Below are 11,866 nucleotides of genomic sequence, written 5' to 3'. Positions count from 1 at the left end.
CTAGTATGATAATGCCTGATTAATGGCATGAATTATTTTTTCACTGCTTGGCAGGTATTCTTTTTCGAGAGAATACACAGGCACTGGTGTGTCAAAACCGGTAACCTTTTGAACGGGAGCTTTTAAGTAGAAAAAGGCAGAATCATTAATGACGGATATGATTTCCGCATTCATTCCCCCCGTCGCTGGCGCTTCATGCACAATGACGACGCGACCTGTCTTCTCTACAGACTCCTGGATGGTTTTTTTATCTAATGGGTAAAGCGTTCTTAAATCAATAACCTCACATGTAGCGTTTTGCTGCTTTTCGAATTGCTCCACGGCTTTCATCGTATCGGGCACCATCGCTCCCCATGTTAGCAACGTAACGTCATTTCCTTTCTTCTGATAGGAAGCTTTACCTAGATCGACTGTGTACTTTTCTTCAGGAACCTCTGTACGGAACGAGCGATAACTTCTCATCGGCTCTAGAAAAAGCACCGGGTCCGGATCTTCAATACTTGAGATCAGCAAACCTTTTGCATCATAAGCGTTAGATGGAATTACTACCTTCAGGCCAGGAATCTGGGTAAACAAAGCTTCCACACTATCTGAATGAATTTCCGGTGCTTTTACTCCGGCCCCGTAAGGAGCTCTAATAACCATTGGCACCGTATAACGTCCCATCGTACGCTGCCGCATACGAGTAGCATGGGTCATTAGTTGATTGAAGGCTGGATAGATAAAGCCTAAAAACTGCATCTCCGCAATTGGGCGAAAACCGTTAATCGCAAGACCAATCGATGTTCCAATGATTCCTGATTCGGCAAGCGGCGTATCGATAACGCGCTCTTCTCCGAACTGATCAAATAATCCTTCCGTCGCCCGGAAAACGCCTCCGTTTTTTCCTACATCTTCCCCAAGAACGATCACGGATTCATCCTCTTGAAGCATGGTTTTCATTGCATCTGTCACTGCCTGAACCATCGTTAATTTTCTCACTTGAATAGCCGTCGTCATGACATTTGCCCCCTTTTTATGCTCCTATGTTGTTCAAGCTGTTCATCCAGCGTCCAGGTTGGTTTTTCAAATACGTTTTCAAATACATCCTCAATTCTTGGTTCAGGATAATTTTGCATCTCTTCTAAAGCCGTATTGATTTCACGTGTGATTTTATTCTCCGTAGTGGTTACCCACTCCTCGTCCCATAGCCCTTCATTTTTCATATATTTTTCGAGTCTTAGTAAAGGATCGCCCGTTGTTCTTCTCTGGTCGCTCTCTCCTTGATCCCGGTATTTAGATGGGTCATCCGCTGTCGTGTGTGCGCCGTATCTCCATGTGACCGCTTCAATCAAGGTTGGTCCTTCACCATTACGAGCACGTTCTACTGCTTTTTTTGTTTCTAGATAAACAGCCGCAATATCATTCCCATCGATTCGAATACTTGGAATTTCATAGCCTAATCCCTTTTGAGCAATCGTTTTAGAATTCATTTGCTTCTCCATTGGAACGCTAATGGCATAACCGTTATTCTGATTAAAGAAAACGACCGGAGCCTTGAAAACGCTTGCAAAATTAAGCCCCTCATGGAAATCCCCTTCTGATGTTGCCCCATCTCCAAAGTAGACCAGGGAAACCCGGTCTGTGTTTTTCTTCTTCTCAGCCCAGGCGACACCGGTAGCATGAAGCAGCTGCGAGGCAATCGGAACCGCTGGTGGAAAGATATTCTTTCCTTCAGGAGGGATACCGCCTTCTATACGTCCTACCCAATACAACAATAGATTGCGGAGCGAGTGACCGAACGTCATCGTTGCCGCATGATCCCGGTAAGTTGGGAACATCCAGTCACCTTCCTCAACCGCTAAAGCACTGCCCACCTGGGCCGCTTCCTGCCCTTCATAAGGCACATACGTTCCGATTCTACCCTGGCGTTGCAGGTTGACGCACTTTTTGTCCATCATGCGCGCTCTCAACATCTTTTCATAAAAAAGTTTGACCAAATCAGCGGTCAGCATGTCCGTTACGTCGGAATGAACAGTTTCCCCTTCTTCACTGACGTACTGCGTTAATGGAAATTTCTCAAGCATGTTCATCGCTTCAACACCCCTTTTTCATCTTTTTGCTGCTCTTTCAAATAAGCTTCCAGACAGTCCATAAAATATTGATTGTCTTTCTGCTCACCAATGGTCACCCGAATCATCGTTGGATATCCCATTAAGTGACCTGGTCGGATAATCACTCCAAGATTTAATAGATACTCATAAACCTCTTTAGCCGGATAGCCGGTATCCACCATAATGAAGTTGGTTTGAGTTGGAAAGTAAGATAGATTCATAGCTTCGAATTGATTGGTTAATAACTCACGCCCCTCTTTGTTCAATCGAATGCTTTCATAGAGAAACTCGTCATCATCCAAAGAAGCGGAGGCCGCTGCTTGAGCTAATCGGTTAATATTAAATGGCTCTTTCACTTTATGGAGATCGTTTACCATTTCAGCCGCCATCAGCCCATAGCCAATCCGTAACGCGGCTAGACCGTAGACTTTAGAAAAAGTCCGTAAAATCACCATATTCTTGTACTGATTGAGTAAAGGGATCGTTTCTAAATATTGAGGGGAATCCGCGTATTCATAATAAGCTTCATCCATAACAAGCATGACGTGGGATGGAACCTTTTCAATAAAGGCCTTTAAGCGTTCTTTATGTACGATCGTGCCAGTGGGGTTATTCGGGTTGCAGACGAACACCATTTTTGTTTTCTCGTTTAAGGCTTCAGCCATTTTCTCCAGATCGTGCACGCCGCCCTCCTCCATTTCAACCTCAATGGGAACGCCGCCTTCGATGATGACATTTGTTTTGTAACGCGGAAACGTCACTCCTGCCATCACGACCTCATCGCCTTCGTTTATGTACGTTCTCGTTAGTAATCGGATAATTTCATCTGATCCATTTCCAAATACGACTTGATCAGATGACACAGCGAGTTTGTTCGCTAATTTTTCTGCCAGCAGCGGTGAAGTAACCTCCGGGTATAACGGAACTTCCTTCATTTCAGTACGTATAGCTTCTGCTGCAAGCGGAGAATAACCAAAAGGATTCTCGTTGGAAGCCATCTTTACAATTTTCGTAAGTCCTTTTTCACGCTTAAGTTCTTCCACCGGTTTTCCCGGAGAATACATTGCAATCTGGTCGATTTGTGGTCGTGGTTTTACCATAAACCTTTCCCCTTTCCGACATCCATTTTAAGGAAATTAATGTCACCACTATTTATTTTAGAATTATCTAAATTTTCCATCAAGAATGCCGTTTAAAGTTCAACTACGTTATCGTATTAAATTGTTACCGGGCTATCACTCCTGATTCTTTTATTGACAGGCTTTTGTCATTTTCTGCGATATGAAAGATTTGTCTAATCTTATCGAAAACTTATTTATCTTTTTGAAGTAAGTACAAAACACCCCTCAGGTTTTCCAGCACGTAATAACCTAAAGGGTAATGAAAAGGAATGGGTAATCTGTTATATTTTGAAACCTGCACAAGATACAGCTAAGCAAATTTAATCAATCGAAATATGACCTGAGCACCTCGCTATGATCAAGTGAACAAGCAGTGTTGGTAAATGCCCCTCCTTCACTTCTTACCGACTATTCAATCACCATTTATACTTTTTAATTCATGTGAATTAATTCACAATATAGTCATCAATGCTCCTCATATCCACCTCTACCCCGTGATATAACATAAGTAAGAAGGTATTTAGGAGGTAGGAAAAATGAAGTTCAAAAGAGAAATAACCTTGCTGGTCTATCTCACTGGTATCGTTTCCCTCTTCGTAGCATTCGTTGGAGTTTCATCGAGCCGCAATTCTTCCTTCACTTCGTTTCAATCGATCCAGGGAGAGAATATCCGGTTATACGGGAAAGGGTTATACCAATTAGACTCGGTAAGTGCGGCCGCTCAAGTGATCGCTCAGGACTGGGTAACCCTCTTATTCGGACTGCCGTTATTATGGTTCTCTTTACACTGGGCTAGAAGAGGAAGTATGAAGGGACGAATCCTTCTTGCTGGAACGATTGGATACTTTTTGTACACCTATGCCTCGTACGCTTTGTTACTTATGTATAATGATTTCTTCTTACTGTATGTTCTCTTGCTTTCCGCTTCGTTCTTTGCTTTCACGTTGACCATGATGTCATTCGATTATGAAAAGCTGCATCAATCATTTGATGCTCATATCCCTGTGAAAACGATCGCTGGATTCTTGTTCTTCCTGGCGGTTCTGCTGCTCGCATTGTGGCTAGGTCGAATCCTGCCAGGTATCATTCAAGATACCCCGCCTGTCGGTCTCGAACATTATACGACGCTCGTCATCCAGGTGCTCGATCTCGGTTTTATCGTACCTGCAGCTATTCTGTCCGGCGTACTTGTTCTCCGAAGAAAAGCGTTTGGTTATTTGCTTGGAACCATCCTGATTGTAAAAGGGCTCACTATGCTGACAGCGATCACAGCTATGATGGTAAACATGATGAGGTCCGGAGAAACTGTTTCCATTATAGAACTTTCCCTATTTCCATTATTAAATATCTTCGTTGTCTACTGTTTTATTCTTATGTTGAAACATGTGAGCGAACACAAATCTGTAACAGGAGGTCCTTCTCATGAAAACCCTAATCGTTTATGGCACCAGACACGGTAGTGCTAAAAAGGTAGCGTACAGGTTACGTACCAAATTGCCGGGAGAGGTCCATGTAAGATCCGTTATGAAAGAGAGGGTCCCACCTTTACGAGATTACGACACAATTGTTCTCGGAGGTTCTATTTATATGGGGAAGATTCAAGAAGAATTAAGGCAGTTTGCGGAGGAAAAGGAAACGGAATTGCTCCAAAAAAAGGTGGCACTTTATATCTGCGCCGGAGAGCCAGACCCTGCTCTGCTGGCCCGAGAACTAAAGGATAGTTTTTCTGAAAAACTGTACAATCATGCTGTAGTAAAAGAAGTGGCTGGTCACGAGATTCATATGGATCAATTAAATCTATTAGAGAAGTCCATTTTACGCATGAAAGGCGTTAAAAGGAGTACCTATCAATTGTCAGAGGAAATGATGGATCACACAGCTGACAAGCTGGCAGAGCCTCACTCCTAAGTGAAGTTCTATTCCTATAATGTCACAAAAGCGCACATATAAAAGGAGCTCCTCAATAAATGAGAAGCTCCTTTTATCAACTTTTTACAAGCCTATGAACAATCAGGTATCCCCCAGCCATCGCAACAAATATAACAAGCAATCCCGCAAAACCATCCGTAAATCCAGTCCGCTCAATCGCAAATCCGAATAAGGGGAAACTGATCATAATGACAAAGCTCTCCATTAAACCGATTAACGAAAAGAAAGTGGATCTGACGTTACTTTTCAAGAAGTTTTGCACAAATGAGCTGAAAATTGGCTCAAACAAACTCAACAGCTGGGCAAGGAAAAGGAATGACAATAATATAGCCCAGTCCGTGGCAAAAATAAATAACATGAAAAATAATAGGAAAAGCCCTAAACCATAGTACAGGATGTTAAAGAACTTAAACCGTTCTTCGACTTTAAAAGCAATCTTCGCCATCACGACTCCCAATAGGCCTTCCACCGTAAATACGGCTCCTACCACGACAGAAGAATAACCTAGCTGAATGAAGTACTCCTGACCGTAAAAAACGATAATCACCATCACCGCACTCGCCAGGATAAACAGTACCACCGGCTGGTGAATAGCCGGATTATTCCTCCATACATTTACACCCAATTTAAATTGGTGCACCCACTGGTTATACCACCGGCCCGCCACCTCTTCTGTTTTTTCACGTTCCGGTTCCTTCAAAAAGAAAAGAGGAATTAACGCAAGTACGTGTGTGAAGATGGTTGAGCCATACACCCATTCCCAGCTGATGTCCGCCATAAAACCGCCGAGAAATTTGGCAAAACTGAGTGACAACAAGGCAAGAGCCGTCATCGTTCCAATCACCTTGGTATATTCCTTTTCACGGTTTTCATTTTTCAGAGTATCGTAAGCAAAAGCCTGCTCAGCGCCTGAATGGAAAGTGATCATAAGTCCCATGGATAAAAAGCCCAGCGTAAACATCGAAAACGTTCCGCTAATTAACATGAACAGTCCGTAAAGGATGCTAAACAAATTTCCGATCAGGAGACTTGCTTTTCTCCCGTATAAATCGGCAACCATCCCTGTAGGCACCTCGAATAGAACAATCGCTAAATGAAGAAAAGCTTCTAATAAACCGATTTGACCGAACGTCATTCCTCTGTCGCCAAGATAAATAACCCATAAGGCACGGTCAAAGAATAACTGCGCAAAAAATATATATCCATACAGCATATAAATACTACGTTTTGTTTTAAACATTGAAATTCGTCCTCTCTTATACATAAAAAGCCACACGGAAACACTCCCGTGCGGCTCATTCGCTATTTTTAGGAGTTCATACGTACGTTCACATCTATGAAATTTCAGCTAAAAAAGGACACACTTGTCCCGAGGACGGCTGAAATTCCAATGATAGACATCATATAAAGAAGATATTTACTCTCACTTTTGATGTCTAACGTGAACGTATGCATGACTTTCCCTCCTTTATGTATAAGATGTGTTTTCATTATATAACTTTAATTATTTATGGACAAGACAAGCCCGTGCAATTTCTAAACCACAAGATTATGATAATACTAGACCACCGGGGCGCCTTATGCAGGTAAAAAAAAAACATACATTAGTAAACGTTATATATTCTAATGCTATCCGAACGCTTACTTATATTGGATAGATATTCAATCCAATATTGATTGTCATATTCAAAAAATTCTTCGTCATCTATATCTGAATATTCCTTTAATGTATCTTCAAATATTGAATTGAATGCTTTGATATTATTTAAAAATTTAATCTGATCTCCAGAAAGCTTCAGGGTACCAGTTCCACTTTCCTCTACCTCTTGTCTAAGTAATGTTAGAGTAATGGAAATCTCATGTAACTTATTGAGAATCCGATCACTATTTAAGTCAGCATCCTTTACAACCTTGGCAATATGAGATAACTCCTGGAAATTATCTGATCCATTCGTATATATACTATTTAATTGTGTAACGGTTTTTAAATCAATGGTTTCCTCACTTATGGCCTCATCGATAAGCTCACTGTAATTACCAAAATCAATATCAAACCACTTGAAAGAAGGATTAAATACACGATTTTCAAGATAATCATGATAAGCGTTATATTTATTTATTGTAATAAAAACGGTCACACTCAAAGCAGTTATCAATAATAATAGAATGATAATAACCGCTTTGTAAGATCCTTTCCCCTTCATTCCTGACCCTCCACCTATAGATTGAAGCAGTATAATTGCTTCACATAAACGCTAACATATTTGATAATGTAATGTTTAATAGACTACGGTATTTGGGTCAATTGTTTAAAATAGGTACTTCATAATTTAAAAAGTTCAAGTTTCACAATAGGAAATTCATAATAAAACCCAGCGCAAATATGATAAATTGAAGGTAAACGTAAGTTAGATTCTTACAGTAACAAGACGGCTGGCCCAAAGTCATAAATTGACATTTATGAGACAGCCTCTTTGTGACTAACTAGAGATGATACGTTACGGCAGTCCCCTGCTATCCTTTCGATGAAAAACCCACAAAGCAATTTCCTAATTCATTACTAGCTGCTTCTAGTTTTTCTCCCCTCAATCCTGGTCCCGCCCGTACTATTCCTCTAATCCCGCTACCCCGAAGCCCCCGGCGCCAGAATGAGTAGAAATCATACCGCCCGCCTGAATCCATCTTATATTTTGGAAGCCATTTTCTTTGGCAACCTCCTCCATCCGCTGTTTGATCCTTTCATCCAGTCCGATAGAATAAATAAAATAAATCTGCTTCCTATCGATATTGAATTCAGTTAAGTAATCACGAAAAAGTTTTTCAGTGGCTCTGCTCATTTTCCCGCGGTACTTCTTTGTAGACATAAGCTTTCCATCCTTCAACTCAATGCAAGGCTTTATTTTAAGCAGAGTTCCAATGAGAGAAGCCATATTGCTCACACGTCCTCCTGCTTTGAGAAACTCCAGGCTGCCTGGGATGAAAGCCAGCCTTGATTTAGGAACAATTGCCTCTATCTTTTCAACGAAGCGTTCCGTTTCAATGTCAGGTTCCTCTTCTAAAGCTTTAGCAGCGTCCAGTACAATGGCAGCCAATCCTCCCGTAACGTTTAGAGCATCAATAAGAAAAATGTCTTCAAATTCTTCCGCAGCAATGACCGCATGTTGAAAAGATGAAGACGCTTTTGATGTATAGCCAATGTGGATAATGGTGCAATCCGGAAAATTCTCTCTTATATTTGTAAAAAATTCTTGGTACTCATGAACATTTGTGGAGGTCGTAGAGGGTATTTTCTTCATACGTTCGTAATAGTCATATATATCCTGAACCGGCAATGAACCGTCTAAATAATCCTTACCATCCATAATGACGTGCATAGGGACGACTTGAATATTGTACTTTTCAACTAAATCATCCGGTAAGTCGGCACCGCTTTCAGTCGATAAGATGATCCTTCGCATTCTATCTCCCCCTTAGTATATTTAAGTCCGTGCTCACTCTTCCTGCATTATGCTTTAACTATACATGAGAAAATCGTATTGTGATAACTTTTATTTTCCGTACTTTTATTGCCCATGTCGGGGATCTGGTTATTACGGCAGATGTGAAAATTTGTGAAAACCTGCTACTCTTGTATTTCTCCTTTGACGTAAGGTCTTACCTTCAATTTCAGGATTTTTTCTATCTCTAATTTATTTTTCAATTGTGGAATTTCACAGAAAATTATGGAATAATAGGTAGTTAATACTAGTAGAGAGAAGGAGTGATCGTTTGGTACATCTATTAAACTTTCATCATCAAAAAAGCGGCCATTTCAGAACTGGTTTTTGGTGAAATAAGCTATTTTCAGGGGGAGTAGTATTGAAAAAAATATGCAGCATGTGGATGGATGAACAGGAAGCATTAGGTATTATTGAATGGGAAGACGAAGTGTTTGGCACGTGTTTTCGACCAATAAAACTTTCCGAGCACGATTATGGAGGCTTTACCCTAATCGGCAGGCGCTGGTACACCACTTACAATGGAGCACGTGAGTTCTTTCGACATAAGACAAACAGCCTGCGAATTAATGGACGCATGAAGAAAAAAGACTTAGGGTCCATGAATTACGTAGTAAAAAGAAGTCATAAAGATACTTATAACGTAACAGACAAAACGCAAAGCACAGGCTCAAAGTAGCCAATGCTTTGCTTACTCACTTTTAAAAGTAAGTCGAGGTTTTAAAAAATAAAGACTGCCATCTTATCAAATCGTACGCAGAAGTAGAAAAATCCCGCCTTTGGCAGAAGGCGGGGCGGGTTCCTTGAGTATTAACGTGCTAAAGTTGATCGTTTATTTGTTTCATTGCATCTTCAAATTCCAATATTATACAAATATAGAATAATATGAAACTTTATAAGAGAATCTCTCGTAAACAGACCGTAAGTAAAATTTTTATAATGGAGAGGATTTTTGTTTTGAATATGAGAGGTATTAAGAAGTATTTTAAGCTTGCTGTATGGTTTTCTTTACTATTTTTAATTATTGGCTGCTCTAACTCCAGCTCTGGTTCAGGTCCAAGTTCCTCAGGAGAAAAAAACAACTCAACTTCCGAATCCTCAGCCGAAGAAACCAAAGAGAAAGAGGATGAAAGTGAGAGTAAGCAAAACATACGAGCTGCTTTAGAGAGCATGTTTAATGGACCGACTGAAAAGTTGGAAATAGCATTAGACGGTATGGAAAACGAGGGGTTTGGAAGCGAAGACTTCAAGAAGCACCTTAGTGATTATGCCGAATACTTTGAACAACATTATAAACCCTATGTAAGTGACAGTTTCTATGAAGCTTCTTTTATAGACTCTCCAGATGCTTCCTATTACCTAAAAGCAGCACATCCCGATGCTCAGTTAAAAACGGAAGGTATAACGATAGAAGATAAGGAAGGCTATTACAAATTTTCTATGGATGTGTCCTATACAAATAACAAAAGCGGTGAAAGTAAAACCGTGGAAATCAGAGGCCATACCCAAACGGATGAAGAAGGTAATGTCAGTAGTATTAATTTTATTAACCCAAATGAACTTTACCAGGAATTAAGTTAAAAAATCAGCCCCGGGGTTACCAAAACAACTCCAGGGATTCTTATGTAAAGGATTTAAAAGAAAAAGCCCCACCCTTTAATTGAAGGTGAGGCCACACCTTTGAATAATCTTTCGCAGGGGGCATGCCCATTGCAATCGTGAAAGGTTCAAAGATAAATCAAGTCTAACACTTTCACTTTTTCCTTCCAAATCATACATACTATATTCAAAAAGTTTTTTATAGAAGGTCTATTTTAAATGCTAAACCTGCGAGAAATCCTCAGGAAATTTGTAAAGATTGTTCAGTAAAGAAAAAGAAGCTACCACCGACTTTGGATACGGGGCATAATCCTTCGCACTTTATATAGATGATAACAATTGGGTTCGGACAACAATTCGGGATCACTATAGTAAATTGACCAACAACTTAGAAGGCTGTTGCGGTAAGTAGAATCATTATAATAATGCTAACAATTTTAAAATTGTGGTTACACAAAAAATAGATTGAAAGATAACGGGAGCAGCCTATTTTCTGCTCCCGTTATCTTTCACAAACCAACCTGGCCTGCAGCGTAGGTCGCATGTTTTGTGCTGAATCCTTCAAAAGTTAATTGCTCAATTAGTCCTTGGCGTGAAAAAGAAGTGTAATCAAGATAATCTTGAGCCATAATAACCGCCTGCTCCTGCCAGTCGACCGTGATGTTTTCTACAGCATAAGTTGCATCTTTTGTGCTAAACCCCTCAAACTTTAATTGATCGATTAATCCTGATTTAGAGAATGCCGTGTAGTCCAGATAGTCCTTAGCCATTCTAACCGCCTGTTCCTGAGAAACCGTTACACTGGCTTCTTCAGCTTCTTGTTCTTCCCTAGCTTTTCGATCTGCTTCTTCTTTTGCTATTCGTTCCTCTTCTTCTTTTTTCGCCTGCTCCTCAGTCTCTTTTGCTTCTTGTTCTTCTTTAGCTTTACGTTCTTCCTCTTCTTTTGCTATTCGTTCCTCTTCTTCTTTCTTCGCTTGTTCCTCAGCTTCTTTTGCTTCTTGTTCTTCTTTAGCTTTACGATCTTCCTCTTCTTTTGCTATTCGTTCTTCTTCTTGTTTTTTCGCCTGCTCCTCAGCTTCTTGCTCTTTTTTTGCTTGTTCCTCTACTTTCTTTGCTTCCTCTTCCTGCTCAACTTTCTCTTCAGCCTCTGCGGAAGCTTCCGTTGTAACTTCTTGAGCAATAGGCGTTTCTTCAACTGGTGCTCCAATAACGACTATAACGAGAAGTGCTAACAGGCAGCCACCTGGTTTTGCAAAGTTCCTGAGCCTGTTACCTTTACCTTTTACGAAAGCTAGGACAGCAAAGACTACCGTACCTGCAAAAGCTGTTAACATCAAAATTCCTACGAAGGTTTGGAAAGCTCCATCCTCAGATCCTAAAATCATTGCCAGGGCTAGAAATAAGTATAAGCAACCACCTGACTTAGCCAAATTCCTGCGTCTGTTATCCTTACCTTTTACGAAAGTTAAAACAATAAAGACTACCATACCTGCTAAAGCCGTTAACATTAGGATCATTAAGAATGTTTCCACTGATCAATCTCCCCTCATTTAGTTTTAAATACCCACTACTATTATATTACGTAAAAGGATATAATTTTCCAGGCCATTGTGTAATCAAGGTGGTT

11 protein-coding genes are annotated in these 11,866 nt (G+C 40.5%); 4 read left to right on the top strand and 7 right to left on the bottom strand.

Features of this window, described 5'->3' with window-relative positions:
- The 3 genes from HBHAL_RS06795 to hisC are packed head-to-tail and all read right to left on the bottom strand — an operon-like array spanning position 1 to position 3,193.
- Entirely contained in the window at positions 1 to 999 is a 999-nt protein-coding gene (locus HBHAL_RS06795; protein WP_014642620.1) for an alpha-ketoacid dehydrogenase subunit beta, read from the bottom strand.
- Positions 996 to 2,066, bottom strand: coding sequence for a pyruvate dehydrogenase (acetyl-transferring) E1 component subunit alpha (gene pdhA, locus HBHAL_RS06790; protein ID WP_041601589.1), 1,071 nt, complete (start codon positions 2,064 to 2,066; stop codon positions 996 to 998). The genes HBHAL_RS06795 and pdhA overlap by 4 nt, the downstream gene beginning before the upstream one ends.
- A gap of 2 nt (positions 2,067 to 2,068) precedes the next feature.
- Positions 2,069 to 3,193 (bottom strand): histidinol-phosphate transaminase, encoded by a 1,125-nt coding sequence (hisC, locus tag HBHAL_RS06785; RefSeq protein WP_014642618.1) that lies wholly within the window; start codon positions 3,191 to 3,193, stop codon positions 2,069 to 2,071.
- Between the two features lie 557 nt (positions 3,194 to 3,750).
- Between hisC and HBHAL_RS06780 the strand changes: the two genes are divergently transcribed.
- Together HBHAL_RS06780 and HBHAL_RS06775 are read left to right on the top strand one after the other, a co-directional pair.
- Complete coding sequence (locus tag HBHAL_RS06780) at positions 3,751 to 4,674, top strand: hypothetical protein (protein WP_014642617.1); 924 nt, start codon at positions 3,751 to 3,753, stop codon at positions 4,672 to 4,674.
- A complete protein-coding gene (locus HBHAL_RS06775; RefSeq protein ID WP_014642616.1) occupies positions 4,637 to 5,122 on the top strand; it encodes a flavodoxin domain-containing protein in 486 nt (161 codons plus the stop codon). Before HBHAL_RS06780 ends, HBHAL_RS06775 begins: the two co-directional genes overlap by 38 nt.
- Before the next feature lie 76 nt (positions 5,123 to 5,198).
- Here HBHAL_RS06775 and HBHAL_RS06770 read toward each other — a convergent pair whose 3' ends face one another.
- The 3 genes from HBHAL_RS06770 to HBHAL_RS06760 all read right to left on the bottom strand — a co-directional run bounded on the left by HBHAL_RS06770 (position 5,199) and on the right by HBHAL_RS06760 (position 8,601).
- Positions 5,199 to 6,383 carry an MFS transporter gene (locus HBHAL_RS06770; protein WP_014642615.1) on the bottom strand — a complete coding sequence of 395 codons (1,185 nt, stop codon included), beginning with the start codon at positions 6,381 to 6,383 and terminating at the stop codon, positions 5,199 to 5,201.
- A 364-nt stretch (positions 6,384 to 6,747) separates the two neighbouring features.
- The gene (locus HBHAL_RS06765) at positions 6,748 to 7,347 is read right to left on the bottom strand and encodes a hypothetical protein (RefSeq protein ID WP_014642614.1); all 600 of its coding nucleotides are present in this window, start codon (positions 7,345 to 7,347) and stop codon (positions 6,748 to 6,750) included.
- A gap of 402 nt (positions 7,348 to 7,749) precedes the next feature.
- Entirely contained in the window at positions 7,750 to 8,601 is an 852-nt protein-coding gene (locus tag HBHAL_RS06760; RefSeq protein ID WP_014642613.1) for a DegV family protein, read from the bottom strand.
- A 400-nt stretch (positions 8,602 to 9,001) separates the two neighbouring features.
- Here HBHAL_RS06760 and HBHAL_RS06755 point away from each other — a divergent pair, with 400 nt between their 5' ends.
- Entirely contained in the window at positions 9,002 to 9,319 is a 318-nt protein-coding gene (locus tag HBHAL_RS06755) for a hypothetical protein (RefSeq protein WP_014642612.1), read from the top strand.
- Between the two features lie 284 nt (positions 9,320 to 9,603).
- A complete protein-coding gene (locus tag HBHAL_RS06750; RefSeq protein WP_223254267.1) occupies positions 9,604 to 10,221 on the top strand; it encodes a hypothetical protein in 618 nt (205 codons plus the stop codon).
- A gap of 527 nt (positions 10,222 to 10,748) precedes the next feature.
- Here HBHAL_RS06750 and HBHAL_RS06745 read toward each other — a convergent pair.
- Positions 10,749 to 11,771, bottom strand: a complete 1,023-nt coding sequence (locus tag HBHAL_RS06745) for an Ltp family lipoprotein (protein WP_014642610.1) — start codon at positions 11,769 to 11,771, stop codon at positions 10,749 to 10,751.
- Positions 11,772 to 11,866 lie beyond the last annotated feature (95 nt).

The sequence above is a fragment of the Halobacillus halophilus DSM 2266 genome (assembly GCF_000284515.1).
Classification (GTDB): domain Bacteria; phylum Bacillota; class Bacilli; order Bacillales; family Halobacillaceae; genus Halobacillus; species Halobacillus halophilus.
The sequence above is the reverse complement of the archived record's forward strand: the minus strand, read 5'-3'. Positions and strand labels throughout refer to the sequence as shown.

Excerpts from the sequence above, each read along its gene's own strand:
- HBHAL_RS06795 (WP_014642620.1), bottom strand. The coding sequence starts at position 999 with ATGACGACGGCTATTCAAGTGAGAAAATTAACGATGGTTCAGGCAGTG.
- pdhA (WP_041601589.1), bottom strand. The coding sequence starts at position 2,066 with ATGCTTGAGAAATTTCCATTAACGCAGTACGTCAGTGAAGAAGGGGAA.
- hisC (WP_014642618.1), bottom strand. The coding sequence starts at position 3,193 with ATGGTAAAACCACGACCACAAATCGACCAGATTGCAATGTATTCTCCG.
- HBHAL_RS06780 (WP_014642617.1), top strand. The coding sequence starts at position 3,751 with ATGAAGTTCAAAAGAGAAATAACCTTGCTGGTCTATCTCACTGGTATC.
- HBHAL_RS06775 (WP_014642616.1), top strand. The coding sequence starts at position 4,637 with ATGAAAACCCTAATCGTTTATGGCACCAGACACGGTAGTGCTAAAAAG.
- HBHAL_RS06770 (WP_014642615.1), bottom strand. The coding sequence starts at position 6,383 with ATGTTTAAAACAAAACGTAGTATTTATATGCTGTATGGATATATATTT.
- HBHAL_RS06765 (WP_014642614.1), bottom strand. The coding sequence starts at position 7,347 with ATGAAGGGGAAAGGATCTTACAAAGCGGTTATTATCATTCTATTATTA.
- HBHAL_RS06760 (WP_014642613.1), bottom strand. The coding sequence starts at position 8,601 with ATGCGAAGGATCATCTTATCGACTGAAAGCGGTGCCGACTTACCGGAT.
- HBHAL_RS06750 (WP_223254267.1), top strand. The coding sequence starts at position 9,604 with ATGAGAGGTATTAAGAAGTATTTTAAGCTTGCTGTATGGTTTTCTTTA.